The following is a 14,745-nucleotide window of genomic DNA, read 5'->3' as shown; positions in this document are numbered from 1 at the left end:
TGTTTTTGTTTGTTTTTTACTTACAGAGTGGATTAATAGAAGAGCGTAAAAGTAAAATCTCATTAATCCATATATTGCTCATCTGGCTCATGCAAAGCTGCAGCCAAGATTTTCTCTGCGACGAATTCAGGAGTATCAGAAGAATTGGGAGAACCCGGTACGTGTTGCTGGCGAACGCCCAGAGCATTTTTACCAAAATTCGTTGTGGTTGAGCGCGGATAGACAGTAATTACCCGGATATGCTCTGACGCTAATTCAACTCGTGCTGTATCGGAAAGCATGTTCAAAGCAGCTTTGGTAGCTGCATAGGCTGCTATTCCAGCAATTTGCATCTTGGAGACCACCGAACTCACATTAATAATCAGTCCTCCCCTTTGCTCACGCATGATAGGGATTATAGCTTGCATAGCTGCTAAGGGTCCAATCACATTGAGGTCAAGGATCTTGCGGAAGTCATCAGGATTTAGGTCAGCGATCGTCCCAACAGCTGCTTGTCCTACGTTATTGATGAGCACATCCAGGCGACCAAAGTGACGCACCGTCTCCTCAATGACTCGTTGAACTTGCAACGGATCGCTCAAGTCAGCAGGCAGAGCGACAGCATCACTTCCCTGGCTCTTCAATTCCTCGGCGAGATGATTGAGTGCATCGGCAGAGCGAGCTACTAATGCTATTTTAGCACCAGCAGAAGCAAAGCGGCGTACTGTGGCTAAGCCGATACCCGCGGATGCTCCAGTAATAAGAACGACCTTGTCATGAATCTCCATAATAAATGTTCCTTTCTTTGAGAAGGTTGGAGCTCCAAGATTCTGAAGCATTGTTCCTCTCAAATTTAACTGTTTGGCACTTGAAACGGAAGTTCAAATAGGTTAGCATGGCATTAACTAAAAGTTAATGCGATGAAGGAGTTCTTTAAATGAATGAACAATTGCATACGTTTATTCAGGTGGCTGAGTCGGGTAGTTTTTCCAAGGCAGCTGAAAAACTATTTGTATCTCCAACCGCTGTAATGAAGCAAATTAATTTGTTGGAAAAGCATATTGGAGTGCCTCTTTTGATTCGCACAAACCAAGGTGTTGAACTCACTGAGGCAGGAAAATCCTTTAACAAGGATGCAGCAATTTTTTTGCAACATTTTCAAGAAGCCGTGCTACGTATACGTCAAGGTAGACAGGGAAGCCAGCATGTTATTCGTGTGGGCACCTCTATACTTAATCCCTGTAAGGTTTTGCTGGATTTGTGGAATGAAATCAGCGACCCATATCCGCAGTTTAAGATTAAAATCGTCCATTTTGAGGATGATGCTTATACTCTCCCAGCCACTTATCGTACCCTTGGTAAAAACTTTGATTTCATCGTAGGGCCATACCTTACAGAAGACTGGGAGGATGATCTCCAATTGCTTGAGCTGGGAAGTTACCGTTTTTGCTTTGCTGTGTCTCGCAACCATCGGCTGGCCTCTAAAAAAACACTGTCGGTCAAAGATTTGTATGGAGAGAAGTTGGCAGTGGTGAGAGGTGGGAAAAGTGCAGTAATTGATGGGATTCGTGATTTTTTGATAGTGAACCATCCTAAAATCAAAATTAAAGATGTTCCGCGCTTTTATGATATTGATGTATTCAATCGTTGCGAGCAAAGTGATACTGTCCTACTAACATTGGATGCATGGGTAGATATTCATCCGTCCTTAGTGACCCTCCCTAGCGATTTGGATTTCACAATGCCCTATGGGTTGCTATATCCCTTAAATCCATCCGAGGATGTCAAATCGTTTTTAGAAATAATCATAAAAGAAATGAAATCTAAGAGAAGGAGATAACCAAGGGTCTAAGATAAATACGATATACCAGTCAGTGACTCCGATATGTCCCATAGCTGTTGGGTCATATTCGGGTCATATTTTTTTAGCACAGAGGTATCGATTTTGGGATAACCTTTGTTTCCGCCTTTTCCATCTGGGCCGATATATTCTCCGCCACTCAGCGTTGGTTTAGTTGCAGCATATAGAGTGGGTAAAGCTCCCATTTCCGCTGATTGTGGGGCTAAGAGTATCTTTACAATTTTCATTAGGGGACCGGTTTGTTTGCCAGATCCAAGCGAGAATAGATTGGTATTTGCTCTACCAGGGTGACTGCCCAAACTGGTCGTATTTGAACGGCTTGCTTTCAGTCGAACATTTAGCTCTTGCGCAAATAATAAATTGGCCAGCTTGCTCTGACCATAGAATTTCACCCTGTTGTAGCCTTTGCTGCCATCCAGATTATCAAAATCAATTTCGGCTCCATTGATTACAGTGCTGCTTAGAGTAACAACACGCGAAGAAGGGACATTACTCATCATCGGCAACATAAGTCCTGTAAGTGCGAAATGACCGAGATGATTACTGCCGAACTGGAGTTCAAAGCCGTCCTTGGTCTTCTGGAACGGTGGGGTCATGACGCCAGCGTTGTTGATCAACAACGTGAGTGAATCATAAGTTTGCTGATACTCTTGGGCAAATTTGCGGACGCTGGCAAGATCGCTGAGGTCCAGCTTCATCAGTTTTAGCACAGCGTTGGGATACTCCTGCTTAAGCTGCCTGGCGACCTCTGCTCCTTTATCCAAATTCCGGATTGCAAACACCACCTCCGCACCTTTTGCTGCAAAAGCCCTCGCGGTTTCATACCCGATTCCACTGCTCGCACCTGTAATCACAACCTTTGTTCCCCGCTGATTAGGCATTTGTGCTGTTGTCCAGTTGTTTCCCATAAATAACTTAATTCAATCGCTAATAAACGCATTTTTGTTTAATATATAACAACTGGAATATAAGTGTTCATTATTTGGAGAGGGAATTTGTTGGATAGTTCATTGCGGGGCGGTATAAATAGCTGGAATATTAAGCAATCTAATACTGTAGTATACATGATGCATTTCCAGAGGAGGTTACCCGAGATGAGCCGGCAGAAGCGTAGAAAAGAAGCTGCATGGAAGTCCCGTAAGCAGGATCAACATCCCCATGGTGAAATCAAGTCGCTGAAAAAGCTTTCCAGCGAGTACGGTGCGGAACATACTACGTCTTAACCTAGCTTAAAGCGAAAAGGCTGCCGAATTTATTCGGCAGCCTTTTTGGGATATACAAGATATGTAGCGAACCCTACGAATAACAAACAATCGAACTTAGCGCCTAGCAATGTTCTAAGTCATCAGTTCGATTCCCCACATCTTAGCTAGCTCCTAGACCAAGAATTAAGGAATCCATACAAACTTGGGTAATATGTTCTATTCCGTTGATTTGCATAGTAACAGGCTTCAGTTGGTTCTCAATAATTAATATGGCTGTGCCATGCATCATGGACCAAATAGCGCAGGTTAGCTCATTGCTGTCACTTTTTTTAATATTACCCTTCTCTTGTCCGATGATTACGACGGTTTCGATCATGTTAAACAGCTTTTTGGAAATGTCATAGAGAGAGGGATAGGCTTCACGCTCAATGGTTAAGCCACTGAACATTTCTCTGACAAGTGATGGATTTGTGATCGCGAATTGAACATAGGCATGTCCCATACCTCTTAATTGTTCATGAGCACTATTGGCCTTCATGGAGATAGCTTGTTCCATTTCTATCGCTAGTAGGTTAAAGCCTTCTTCACTGATTGCCGCAATTAAGGCCTTTTTATCCGCAAAATGCCGATACGGGGCGGCATGGCTTACTCCCGCTATACGAGCTACTTTGCGTAAATCTAAACTGGATGCACCGCTCTCGGAGATTAGTTCTATCCCTACATGAATCAGTGTTTTGCGAAGATCGCCGTGATGATAGTTTTTTTTATTTGGTGTATCCATAAGAAGACCGCCCTTATAATTTGTTGAACACATGTTGACACTGTCTACATAATAGGAGTATGATGTTTACAATGTAATCATACAACAGGTGAAGGCGATATAGCAATTTGGAAATCTAACTAAAAACTGAAGGAGGAATAAAGAAATGCCTAAGAAGCTTTATGAAAATTTAGACGGCGTAGCATTGAATAACTCTATAAAGCGGCTGCAGCAATGGCGTAAGGAGCGGAGAACCAAGCAGAAAGATCTTTCTTATATTATTCCTCAAATGGATCATCTAGATATTGAAGGTATATTGAGTCAAAATTCAATGACTTGGATAGGGCATGCTACTTTTTTATTGAGATATTGTGGGTTAACCCTTGTAACAGATCCCGTTTGGGCGAAGAGTATGGCTTTTAAGAAACGGCTTGCCGAACCAGGTATTCCGATAGAGTTGATGCCTTCGGTAGATGTTGTACTAATCTCACATGGACATTATGATCATTTGGATTTCCCGTCGCTAAGAGCTCTTAAGGGAGATCCGCTGATTATCGTACCAGAAGGACTCAAAGCGAAGCTTCTACGCAAAGGCTTTCGAAAGGTTGAGGAGCTATCCTGGTGGCAGAGTATAACCGTCGCAGGCGTTCAGATCGATTTTGTACCGACACAGCATTGGACGAGACGTACGCTACGGGATACCAATCGCTCTCATTGGGGTGGATGGGTCATACAAGAGGAAAAAGGAAGTGCGCCTTCTATCTATTTTGCCGGAGATAGTGGCTACTTTCGCGGATTCAAAGAGATCGGCCAGCGTTACAATCCGGATTATGTATTGATGCCAATTGGGGCCTACGAGCCAGAGTGGTTTATGTCTAAACAGCATGTAACACCAGAAGAAGCAATCCAAGCGTTCTTAGACTCAGGAGGTAAGCATTTTATTCCCATGCATTACGGGGCATTTTTCCTAGCGGATGATACACCGAAGGAAGCGTTAGATAGGCTATATGCCGAATGGGAGCGACGGCAATTGGATACGGCTGCATTAAATATTCTAATCCATGGGGAGATGTTGAGGGTTGAAAATGGTAAATGAAGCAACTTCAAACACCAAGACTTTTATAATAACAGGCGGAAATACGGGATTAGGTTATAAATGTGCTGAAAATATTGCGAAAGATAATAAAAACAATCAAATTGTCATAGCTTGCCGCAACGCAACGAAAGCACAAGAAGCAGTGAATTCGCTGATTAAAGAAACGGGTAATGACAACATCATATCGTTAGAGCTTGATCTTTCCTCCTTAGAATCGGTTAGAGATTTTGTGAGTCATTTTATGGATGCTAAATTGCCCCCTTTATATGCGATTGTATGTAATGCAGGAATTCAGGTCGTTAACAAAGCACAATATACAAAGGATGGATTCGAGCTAACGTTTGGGGTAAACCATTTGGGTCACTTTTTACTAGTGAATATGCTGCTTGAAAATATAGCGGATACAGGAAGAATCGTTTTTGTTAGTAGTGGGACACATGATCCGTTACAAAAAACTGGAATGCCTGAACCCAAGTATGAAAATGCGAGATTACTGGCCTATCCTAAAGGAATAGACTCAAATGAAGAAATAGGCTCAATAGGAAGACGCAACTATACGAATTCGAAATTATGTAATATTTATTGTACTTATGAATTAGCAGAAAGAATAACACAACAAATGAATAAAAACATTACCGTAAACGCCTTTGACCCCGGGTTGATGCCTGGAACAGGGCTTGCTCGAAGTTACTCTCCTCTCTTGAGATTTGTCTCGAAATATATTCTATCCCTGTTAATTTTGGTTCATCCCAATGTGAATACGATTGGCAAATCAGGCAAAGCCTTAGCATCTCTAGTTACTAAACCTGAATTGGATACAACGACAGGGAAATATTTTGAAGGTACAAAGGAAATCCAATCTTCAGTGCTTTCCTATAGCAAGGAGAATAGAGAGGATTTATGGAGAACTAGTGTGGAACTAACAGCGTTTAATCAATAGAACACTGTGGCATAGGCGTGATTATATTGCCAAATCAAAACTTTTGACCCGTATAAAGGACACTAAGCGAAAAGTGAACTTATTACGGGTTATTTGTGTGATCGTATCCACTATTCGGCAGATGACGAATGGATGGAGGAATCGTTCCTTCTTGTTCTCAGTTTTTGGGGAGCAAATGGTACAGTCCCTTCTATTAACATTGCATATAGATATATAGAATTCAACAGAACAATGGAAGTGTGTTTGTTGAGATTTAACTAAAGGGGGAATCTATATGGCTACGTTATCAACCGGACCGATTGAAAAATAGTCCTGTTAGTGGTGTCAGACCTACACAGCAGGTGACTATTAAAATGGATAATCGGGATCCTGTCAATTCATCGACTGTACTAGTAGAGGGGTATGCATTAAACGGTTCAAGGTCCTTATATGTACAGGCATTATTCGCGCTCGCTCCGAATCAAGTCATTACGCAGAGGTATTTTGCTAACGTAAACGGGTTTGAATTTGTTTTTACTACGGGAGGTACGGGTGCTGATCTGACGGAAGTCTCCGTATGGGGGAAAAATTCCGCTGGACAATTAGTCACAGCCCATCGACTTGTAACCGCTGAATTGTTAGGGGCAGGTGGAGGGGGGACTGAAAGTTTTGTATGGGGAGAAACGACTTTTTGGGCGGATTCAAGTGCTCCAGGTCCGGGCACAGGAATACCATTTGATCCGTTCAGCTCTCTACAGGCGGCTGTAGATGCTGCTGTTAACAGCCCTTTGGCCGTTGCCATTGGTATGCGAGCACGCTGCCGTATTCTTATCGCGGCCAATTCAATTTTTGATGAGAATGTTGTTATTCCTCCTGCCAGACATGTACAATTGCTTGGACTGGGACCTTGGGTGCTTGGAAACTCCGATCTGGCTAATTTCGCATCCTCCACTCCACGAAATATTACCATCCAAACCAGTCAGGCTGCGGAGGATGTCTACCTTGTGCAGGGTCCTGCTTTTGATGCGCGACCTGTTACTGTAATCGGTACCTTTGATGACGGGACTTCGGTAAGTGCACATACAAACTACACAGACGGAGCCATTATCAGTGGTGATGTTACTTTCCAGAACGTTGCTGTTGGAGACCCGTTTACAACTATCGAATTTCAGCTGCTGAATGCTCGGGTCGTGGGGAATATCGTACAGTCCGGACATATGGGCAATCTCAACACCTATTTATACTACAGCCGGATCAATACTATGGTTCATAACGGGCTGAATATTCAGCGTATGGTGGATAGCCAATCCGATGGGCTTGTAAATGTGCGTGGGTATTCACATATCACCAATACACTTATAAGTGGTAATGTCACGGTAACACTTGCCTTATCGGATGTACCTCCAACGGGTATCTTTAGCAGCCAGTTTGGTGCAATTACTTGGACTGGGCCACTTACGCTGGATACGGCATCCAATTTCTATTTTGTAAACAGCGGTTCTACCTTGGTCGGTACTAAAACCATTCTATTTAGTCTGGCCTAAGAGCAATGATGCCTAAGGAGAAGCCGAGTCTCTATGCTGAGATGAAAATCTAAGGTAGTACAGCTCTTCAATGAGAGTCGGCTTCCCATAAGCTTTACAGCATCAGTCTTTAGTTGCTTTAATAACGGCGGAGATGATGTAGTTGTCTATATTAGCACCGGGAACCCAGTCTTTGATAAAAGCTTTGGACTCATCTTTAGGCTCGATAGAGATGTCTGAGAAACCGCTTTGCTGAAGCATGGCCTCTAGTTCGCTGATGGAGGATGCACCCGAGATGCAGCCTGAGTATAACTCATTCAGATCATTTTTAATTTCCGGCGGCAATTCAGCGGTAGTTACGATGTCGGAAATAGCAAGACGACCCCCTGGCTGAAGTACCCGGAAGGCTTCATGGAAGACCTGCTGTTTATCAGGGGAGAGGTTAATCACACAGTTGGAGATAATGGCGTTCACTGTATGGTCGGCAACAGGGAGGTGTTCGATCTCGCCCAACCGGAACTCTGTATTGCTAAAATTTCCTTTGATGGCATTATCACGCGCACGACTGACCATTTCAGGTGTCATATCAATCCCCAGGACATGACCGTCTGCACCGACCTGGCGGGAGGCTAGAAAGCAATCAAAACCGCCGCCACTGCCTAAATCCAGCACGGTCTCACCGGCCTGCATATCAGCGATAGCACCTGGATTGCCACAGCCTAACCCCAAATTGGCCCCCTCGGGAACCGCCTGCAGCTCATCAGCAGAGTAACCCAGCTTAGTAGAGATGGTATTGAAATCTGTGGGAGTACTGCAGCAACTTCCGGAAACGTCAGGGCTGTCTGCATTGTCTGTAAAACAGCGGGATGAGTTGGGTTCCACAGTTTGCACGGCGATTTGTTGATACCGGCTGCGAACCTTTTGCCGGATTTGGTCATTCGTAAGCTTGTTCATACATAATCACTCCTTCATAATGTTGGTTATATTTGCACTTTGCAACTATATGACAAGGGGAATCACCCGGTGATGGGTGCACAACATCTGCTTGATTTCCCCATAGCATCATTGAAAATCTGTACGGAACGCAATACGGTTTCTTTCTCGAACTCGCTCATATACGAGAATACTTCATTCAGGTAATCATTCATCTGCTGATCAATGGTTGTAGCTACGAATTTGCCCTGAACGGTTAGAGAGAGCGTGAATACTCTGCGATCACTGGGGTCAGCTGTTTTTTTGACCAGGTCCATTTTCATTAAGGATTGTACTTGCCGGCTGAAGGTTGTAATATCGATCCCCAAGGTTTCGGCAACCTGCTGCATGGAAGGATTATGCCGTCGATCAATCTCATATAGCAGATGACTTTGCGCTAAGGAAATGTCGCAGCCGCCTACGCTGCAGCAGTTCTTATTAAGCAGGCCGAAGCGCCGGGTCATGATTTGAAACAACTCGCGTGTGTTTTCCATTTTGTGTCACCTCATATTTTAGTTATAGCTTAAATTATTGCAAAGTGCAATAAATATTTAGCTTATTGGTTTTGGTGACGATGCCAGTGGAAGGAGAACCAGGCATGAACCTATTGATCCGCCAAACTCCACAATCGTCTGATTCTGAGCAATGCAATCAAGTGACAATAATCATTTATTGTCACTTGATTGCTGTCACTATCTAATATATACTCAAATCACAAGTGAAAGATTTACGCTGCAGCCCATGGATTTGAACTTAAGGCTCAGGGTCGTAAATTCGAGGAGGAATAAACATATGGATAACAAATTAGCAGGTAAAGTAGCTTTGGTAACAGGTGCGTCGAGAGGGATGGGACGGAAGATTGCCGAGGAGTTGGCTCACCATGGAGCGAAGGTCATCGTTAATTATGCGAGCAATCCGGGTTTGGCAGAAGACGTGGTGAACGGAATTAAGCGGAACGGGGGAGATGCATTAGCAATTCAAGCAGACATTAGCAAAGTGGCAGATCTGGAAGCATTGTTCCAAAAAACGCTGGATGCCCATGGGCAGGTTGATATTCTCGTCAATAATGCCGGCATTATGATTACGAAACCCATTCTGGATATGACCGAGGATGATTTCGACAGACAGTTTGCGATCAATGTGAAGGGGACCTTCTTTAGCTGCCAGCTGGCGGCTAAGCATATGAATGAGAACGGCCGTATTATCAATTTCTCAACCTCAGTTACTGGTCAAATGTTCCCTACGTACAGTGTCTATGCAGGAACCAAAGGAGCAGTGGAACAGATTACCCGCCAGTTGGCCAAAGAGTTTGGACCGAAAGGGATCACGATTAATACCGTCTCTCCTGGACCTGTTAATACTGAGCTGTTCACGGTTGGAAAGACAGCAGAACAGATCACAAGTGTCGGGAATATGAACGCCTTCGGACGTTTGGGTGAACCTGAAGATATTGCAAATGTTGTCCTATTCTTGGCTAGTTCTGAATCACAGTGGGTTACGGGTCAGACGATTCGTGTCAACGGTGGATTTGTTTAAGAGTAAGGCAATAAGAGATAATAGTACGTTTGCTAAACCCCAAAACAGCCTTTTCCTCAGCAACAGTGGGGAGGCTGTTTTGGGGTTTGCTATAGAATTTATATAGACAAATCATATATAACCGAGTAGTATAGGTGGATATTCAATTCAATAGGTTGGTGACTAAATTGTTTAGTGAATGGTATGTTTGAGTTATCTTATGTAACATAAAAACTCTCGGATTTAATTAATTTTAAATTTGCGTTATGTATATTGACATACACTCAGATGCACCGTATAGTTACCCTATTAAATCTATTTTTTTTGACATCTTTAAAGGTCTAAGGTATGAACCATATAACATTAAATGGTATTGAAATGGAGTGTGAATAAATGCAACTTCAGTTTCCATTGCAGTTTGAGAAAGTGAATTCCAAAAAGGTGAGCGATTTTATTCTGGAGCAGTTAGAGGAGGCTATTATACTCAAAGAGCTTCTATCTGAGGAACAGCTGCCTACAGAACGCGAACTGGCCACGATATTTAATGCCAGTCGATTAGCCGTGAGGGAGGCCTTGGGGCAGTTGGAAGCCAAGAGACTCATTGAAAAGAGAGTTGGAGCCAAAGGAGGAACCTTTGTCCTTCCGGTGACGATGAACTCTCATCGCCGAACGCGTAAGGAAATTGAGCGTGATTGGGAGAATATGCTTAAAGTATTCGAATTCAGAATGTTGATTGAACCGGAAGCGGCCTTGCTGGCAGCGCAGCGTATCACTACCGAAGAACTGGATCAATTAGAGAGTTATTTAACATTGAGCAAGGCGGAGGATTGTCCCCGGGAGCTGTTTCGTTCACTCGATGTGAAATTTCACCTGACCATTGCCAAAGCATCGAATAACCTTCATTTCGAAAAAGCAGTACGGCGGATTCGCACGCAAATTAACCCTGCACTTGATCTAATGCCATATAACCACTCCATACGATTAGTAAATAACGAGAAACACACCACTCTTTTTGAAGCCATTAAGTCTCGTGATCATGAATTATCCCGAAAAATTATGAAAGAACACATTGAGAAATCGGCAGATGCGATTTATGCAAAGGTATTCGCCGAAGAATAGGGAGGTCGGGCACTGTGTCATTTCAACATATTCTGGATTTATCGGACAAACTTAAGGAACAGCTTGTTGAATGGCGACGGGATTTCCACCAGCATCCAGAGATTGGTTATCAAGAGATACGCACTTCAGCTATTGTTGCTAAGCACTTAAGAAGTCTAGGATTGGAAGTAACCACTAATGTAGGCGGAACTGGGGTGGTTGGTCTACTCCGCGGAGAACAAGAAGGTCCAACTGTGGGCTTAAGAGCGGATATGGACGCATTGCCTATTCAGGACGATAAAGAAGTCTCCTACCGTTCCATGAACTCAGGCTTAGCCCATTTATGCGGACATGATGCGCATACGACAATGTTGATGGGGGCTGCTGAACTACTATGTAGTCTGGGGAGACCGCCACAGGGAAATATTAAATTTATATTTCAACCGGCGGAAGAAGGGTTTGCTGGAGCTAAAGCGATGATGGAGGATGGGGTATTGGATAATCCCGAAGTCGAAGCCATTGTCGGACTTCATGTTTATCCCGGCATGTCCACAGGAACTATAGGGATCGCCAAAGGAGTTGCCTTTGCTTCAGTCGATAGTATGGAGATTCATATTATCGGTAAGGGCGGCCATGCGGCCCGTCCACATGAAGGTGTTGATGCAATTGCCGTTTCAGCTCAAGTGATCACAGCTTTGCAGAATATCGCAAGTCGAATGATTGACCCGTTGGAGACAGTTGTCATTACGATCGGCACGATCGAGGGCGGAGTGATGGGGGCAGCCCTTGCTCCGAGTGTGAAGATGGTGGGGACAATTCGTACGTTATCCCCTGCGGTTCGGGATCAGATGCCTATACTGATCGAACGTGTGATCCGCGGAGTTACAGAGTCATTTGGTGCTGGTTATGAGCTCAATTATATCAAATCCTATCCGGCTGTTTGGAATAATGAAACCATGGTGGACAAGGTTACGGAAGCCAGCGAGCGGTTGTTCGGCTCCAAATGCTGGGATTATATCAAGCCCTCCACAGGTGGAGAAGACTTTGCCTTCTATGCAGAAGCCATTCCAGGAGCGTTTTTCCGCATAGGTACAGGTAATGACGAAGCAAGAACCCGCTATCCGTTGCATCATTCCCATTTTGACTTAGATGAGAATGCTTTGCCTTTCGGAGTTGCTATCCTATCCGCTGTTGCGCTGCATTACTTATCCAGTTCCATTCTTTCATCATAAAACAACTACGAGGAGATGATGTTATGCGTAAATGGCATTTGAAAGGTTTGACGGCGGTATTGGTAATGATGTTGTTAATTACAGCTTGTGGAACGAAGGAGAATAATACGGCGGCGGTTAATGAACCGGTGGAAGAGACCCCTACGGAAGCAAAGGTACTGACCATCGCTAATCCTGCGGATATCCAGAGCTTTGACTTTCAGAACAATAATACGACGATTAGTGAATCTGTTCTTGTGAATATGTATGATTATCTCTTGCGTAATGATGCTGATATGAATAAGGTACCGGTGCTGGCTAAGTCCTGGAAGCAGGTGGATGAGACCACTTGGCGCTTCCTGCTGCGTGATGATGTGAAATTCCACAACGGTGATGCCTTTACTGCAGCTGATGTGAAATTTACACTCGAAAGACTTTCGACCGACACTTCACTTAAACAGAACTCTCTATATAAACAGATTAAGGCCGTTAACGTTATTGATGATTATACAGTTGATATTGTAACGGACGGACCGGACCCGATCCTCTTGAACCGTTTGTCGCGGATGGGCTCCGGCATGCTGCCTTCCAAGTATATTGAAGCAGAAGGAATAGAAGGCTTCCTGGCCGCACCGGTAGGCACTGGACCTTATAAATTCGAGAAATGGACTAAGGATGACCGTGTAGAGCTAATACGCAACGATGATTATTTTGGAGGTGCGCCAAAATGGGACAAGTTGGTCTTCAGAGCCATTCCCGAAGCGTCTACGCGCGTGTCCGAATTGCTCACTGGTGGTGTTGATATCATAGCTGATGTTCCATCTACTGATGTGGAGCGGATCGAAACCGCTGATACTACGTCTATTGTTAAGACACCGGTCCAAAGAGTGCTGCAGCTGGTCCTTCGCAGTACAGAAGGTGCAGTCACGGCTGATCCTAAAGTGCGAGAAGCTATTGATCTGGCGATTGATAAACAGGCTATTGTAGACAGCATTGCCGGCGGGTCGGGAATTGTGACGCGTACCTCGGTAACCCCTGGTAACTTCGGTGCTGATCCAAGTCTTTATAAGCAGACTCTCTATGACCAGGATCTTGCTAAGACACTGTTAACAGAAGCGGGTTATGCGCAAGGTGAGGCCGTATTGTCGCTATCGGTTCAGTCACAGTATAAGGAATATGCAGAAGTAGTATCTGCGATGCTGACACAGGTCGGCTTTACGGTGAATCTGGATATTCTAGAAGCAAGTGCATTCAGCGAGAAAATGAGCTCCAAAACATTTGGTGAGATGTTTATGATCGGGATAGGCAACTCCTTGAATGATGCCTCCAACAACTATAACCGCTTCTTGCTGGAAAGAGCGGCAGGCGAAACGGATTATAACAATCCAGAAGTTGAAACCCTGCTGCAGGCTGCGCTGGTGAACATGGACCCTGAAGAACGGACTACGCAATACCAACAGGTGCAGCAGATACTAGCTGAGGAACGTCCGGCAGTCTATCTCTTCCAGGTTGAGGCAGTCTATGGAGTCGGAGCTAAAGTAGAGTTTGCACCCGGTAAAGATGAAATGTTCTATGCGGAACAAATTAATCCTAAATAATGCAGGATGATCCACAGGGGAGGACGCAGCATGAGGTTCTCCCCTAACTATTAAGTCAGATAAACGGGGGAGGCAAAGTTTTGGGGAAGTACATGATGAAATCCCTTCTTCAGATGATTCCCGTATTGTTCTTTATCTCATTAATTGTTTTTATCCTAGTTCGTGTGACAGGTGATCCGGTAGCCTTGATGCTTCCAGAAACGGCGACTGAGGATGACCGTCAGGTTCTTACTGTAGCGTTAGGTCTGGACAAACCGCTGTATACACAATATGCCATATTTATTACAAGTGCGATCCAAGGGGATTTCGGAAATTCCTTTCATTACGGTCAGTCCGCATTGCCATTAGTGCTGGAAAGACTTCCGGCTAGCTTTGAGCTTGCGGCTGCGGCCATGGTATTGGCGATTGTTATTGCGGTACCGCTGGGCATCTGGTCTGCAGTGAAAAGAAATACATTTGCAGATTTACTTATCTCAGGAGTATCTGTCATTGGCAAGGCGATGCCGAACTTTTGGATGGGGATCATGCTGATTCTGTTGTTCTCTGTTACGCTCGGTTACTTTCCCGTCTCGGGAAGAGGCGGGATCACTCATCTGGTGCTGCCAGCCGTGACCTTAGCTGTGGGTCTCGCGGCGCAAATGACTCGTTTAATTCGTTCGAACATGCTGGAGATCTTGAATCAGGATTATATCCGCACGGCTAGAAGCAAAGGACTTATAGAACTCATTGTCGTAGGGAAACATGCTTTTCGCAACGGACTTATTCCTGTCGTAACCATTATGAGTTTGCAATTTACCAGTTTAATAGGTGGAACGTTGATTACGGAAACCGTCTTTGCCTGGCCAGGATTGGGTCAGCTGCTTGTGACCTCTGTGAACAATCACGACATGGCTATTGTACAAGCTGCCGTATTCGTCATAGCCATTATCGTTATTCTGGGTAACCTATTGACGGACCTGGTTTACCGCTTTCTCGATCCAAGGATCAAGTATAACTAATGAATAGGGA

The 14,745-nt window shown here is 44.4% G+C and carries 15 protein-coding genes; 10 read left to right on the top strand and 5 right to left on the bottom strand.

Annotation, left to right across the window (positions count from 1 at the left end):
* Positions 1 to 62: 62 nt before the first annotated feature.
* Entirely contained in the window at positions 63 to 818 is a 756-nt protein-coding gene (locus tag GJB61_RS28480) for an SDR family NAD(P)-dependent oxidoreductase (RefSeq protein ID WP_154122419.1), read from the bottom strand.
* A 98-nt stretch (positions 819 to 916) separates the two neighbouring features.
* On the opposite strand from GJB61_RS28480, the gene GJB61_RS28475 reads away from it, so the two are divergent.
* Positions 917 to 1,819, top strand: coding sequence for a LysR family transcriptional regulator (locus GJB61_RS28475; protein WP_154122418.1), 903 nt, complete (start codon positions 917 to 919; stop codon positions 1,817 to 1,819).
* 8 nt (positions 1,820 to 1,827) lie between these two features.
* Here GJB61_RS28475 and GJB61_RS28470 read toward each other — a convergent pair whose 3' ends face one another.
* Entirely contained in the window at positions 1,828 to 2,748 is a 921-nt protein-coding gene (locus GJB61_RS28470; RefSeq protein WP_154122417.1) for an oxidoreductase, read from the bottom strand.
* A gap of 186 nt (positions 2,749 to 2,934) precedes the next feature.
* Between GJB61_RS28470 and GJB61_RS32025 the strand changes: the two genes are divergently transcribed.
* Positions 2,935 to 3,063: a DUF6254 family protein gene (locus tag GJB61_RS32025; RefSeq protein WP_229522506.1), complete on the top strand. Its 129-nt coding sequence runs from the start codon at positions 2,935 to 2,937 to the stop codon at positions 3,061 to 3,063.
* A gap of 142 nt (positions 3,064 to 3,205) precedes the next feature.
* On the opposite strand, the gene GJB61_RS28465 is transcribed toward GJB61_RS32025, so the two are convergent.
* On the bottom strand, positions 3,206 to 3,826 hold the full coding sequence (locus tag GJB61_RS28465) for a TetR/AcrR family transcriptional regulator (RefSeq protein WP_195724506.1): 621 nt from the start codon (positions 3,824 to 3,826) through the stop codon (positions 3,206 to 3,208).
* 145 nt (positions 3,827 to 3,971) lie between these two features.
* Between GJB61_RS28465 and GJB61_RS28460 the strand changes: the two genes are divergently transcribed.
* The 3 genes from GJB61_RS28460 to GJB61_RS32020 all read left to right on the top strand — a co-directional run bounded on the left by GJB61_RS28460 (position 3,972) and on the right by GJB61_RS32020 (position 7,364).
* The gene (locus GJB61_RS28460) at positions 3,972 to 4,901 is read left to right on the top strand and encodes an MBL fold metallo-hydrolase (RefSeq protein ID WP_154122415.1); all 930 of its coding nucleotides are present in this window, start codon (positions 3,972 to 3,974) and stop codon (positions 4,899 to 4,901) included.
* On the top strand, positions 4,891 to 5,841 hold the full coding sequence (locus GJB61_RS28455) for an SDR family NAD(P)-dependent oxidoreductase (RefSeq protein ID WP_154122447.1): 951 nt from the start codon (positions 4,891 to 4,893) through the stop codon (positions 5,839 to 5,841). The genes GJB61_RS28460 and GJB61_RS28455 overlap by 11 nt, the downstream gene beginning before the upstream one ends.
* Before the next feature lie 353 nt (positions 5,842 to 6,194).
* A complete protein-coding gene (locus GJB61_RS32020; protein ID WP_229522505.1) occupies positions 6,195 to 7,364 on the top strand; it encodes a hypothetical protein in 1,170 nt (389 codons plus the stop codon).
* A gap of 102 nt (positions 7,365 to 7,466) precedes the next feature.
* Here GJB61_RS32020 and GJB61_RS28445 read toward each other — a convergent pair whose 3' ends face one another.
* On the bottom strand, positions 7,467 to 8,297 hold the full coding sequence (locus GJB61_RS28445; protein WP_154122414.1) for an arsenite methyltransferase: 831 nt from the start codon (positions 8,295 to 8,297) through the stop codon (positions 7,467 to 7,469).
* 62 nt (positions 8,298 to 8,359) lie between these two features.
* On the bottom strand, positions 8,360 to 8,809 hold the full coding sequence (locus GJB61_RS28440) for a MarR family winged helix-turn-helix transcriptional regulator (RefSeq protein WP_154122413.1): 450 nt from the start codon (positions 8,807 to 8,809) through the stop codon (positions 8,360 to 8,362).
* A 298-nt stretch (positions 8,810 to 9,107) separates the two neighbouring features.
* Between GJB61_RS28440 and GJB61_RS28435 the strand changes: the two genes are divergently transcribed.
* The 5 genes from GJB61_RS28435 (at position 9,108) to GJB61_RS28415 (ending at position 14,735) form a co-directional block, all read left to right on the top strand.
* A complete protein-coding gene (locus tag GJB61_RS28435; RefSeq protein WP_154122412.1) occupies positions 9,108 to 9,851 on the top strand; it encodes an SDR family oxidoreductase in 744 nt (247 codons plus the stop codon).
* A gap of 372 nt (positions 9,852 to 10,223) precedes the next feature.
* Positions 10,224 to 10,949: a FadR/GntR family transcriptional regulator gene (locus tag GJB61_RS28430; protein WP_154122411.1), complete on the top strand. Its 726-nt coding sequence runs from the start codon at positions 10,224 to 10,226 to the stop codon at positions 10,947 to 10,949.
* A gap of 14 nt (positions 10,950 to 10,963) precedes the next feature.
* Positions 10,964 to 12,160, top strand: a complete 1,197-nt coding sequence (locus GJB61_RS28425; RefSeq protein WP_338116182.1) for a M20 metallopeptidase family protein — start codon at positions 10,964 to 10,966, stop codon at positions 12,158 to 12,160.
* Positions 12,161 to 12,183: 23 nt separating this feature from the next.
* Positions 12,184 to 13,737, top strand: coding sequence for an ABC transporter substrate-binding protein (locus tag GJB61_RS28420; RefSeq protein WP_154122410.1), 1,554 nt, complete (start codon positions 12,184 to 12,186; stop codon positions 13,735 to 13,737).
* An 80-nt stretch (positions 13,738 to 13,817) separates the two neighbouring features.
* Positions 13,818 to 14,735, top strand: a complete 918-nt coding sequence (locus GJB61_RS28415) for an ABC transporter permease (protein ID WP_154122409.1) — start codon at positions 13,818 to 13,820, stop codon at positions 14,733 to 14,735.
* Positions 14,736 to 14,745 lie beyond the last annotated feature (10 nt).

Source organism: Paenibacillus monticola (assembly GCF_009664975.1).
GTDB classification, from domain to species: domain Bacteria; phylum Bacillota; class Bacilli; order Paenibacillales; family Paenibacillaceae; genus Paenibacillus_AQ; species Paenibacillus_AQ monticola.
This window is presented reverse-complemented; position numbering and strand designations above follow the sequence as displayed.

Coding starts and splice junctions, on each gene's coding strand:
- GJB61_RS28460 (WP_154122415.1), top strand. CDS start 3,972: ATGCCTAAGAAGCTTTATGAAAATTTAGACGGCGTAGCATTGAATAAC.
- GJB61_RS32025 (WP_229522506.1), top strand. CDS start 2,935: ATGAGCCGGCAGAAGCGTAGAAAAGAAGCTGCATGGAAGTCCCGTAAG.
- GJB61_RS28470 (WP_154122417.1), bottom strand. CDS start 2,748: ATGGGAAACAACTGGACAACAGCACAAATGCCTAATCAGCGGGGAACA.
- GJB61_RS28430 (WP_154122411.1), top strand. CDS start 10,224: ATGCAACTTCAGTTTCCATTGCAGTTTGAGAAAGTGAATTCCAAAAAG.
- GJB61_RS28475 (WP_154122418.1), top strand. CDS start 917: ATGAATGAACAATTGCATACGTTTATTCAGGTGGCTGAGTCGGGTAGT.
- GJB61_RS28440 (WP_154122413.1), bottom strand. CDS start 8,809: ATGGAAAACACACGCGAGTTGTTTCAAATCATGACCCGGCGCTTCGGC.
- GJB61_RS28445 (WP_154122414.1), bottom strand. CDS start 8,297: ATGAACAAGCTTACGAATGACCAAATCCGGCAAAAGGTTCGCAGCCGG.
- GJB61_RS28455 (WP_154122447.1), top strand. CDS start 4,891: ATGGTAAATGAAGCAACTTCAAACACCAAGACTTTTATAATAACAGGC.
- GJB61_RS28420 (WP_154122410.1), top strand. CDS start 12,184: ATGCGTAAATGGCATTTGAAAGGTTTGACGGCGGTATTGGTAATGATG.
- GJB61_RS28435 (WP_154122412.1), top strand. CDS start 9,108: ATGGATAACAAATTAGCAGGTAAAGTAGCTTTGGTAACAGGTGCGTCG.
- GJB61_RS32020 (WP_229522505.1), top strand. CDS start 6,195: ATGGATAATCGGGATCCTGTCAATTCATCGACTGTACTAGTAGAGGGG.
- GJB61_RS28480 (WP_154122419.1), bottom strand. CDS start 818: ATGCTTCAGAATCTTGGAGCTCCAACCTTCTCAAAGAAAGGAACATTT.
- GJB61_RS28465 (WP_195724506.1), bottom strand. CDS start 3,826: ATGGATACACCAAATAAAAAAAACTATCATCACGGCGATCTTCGCAAA.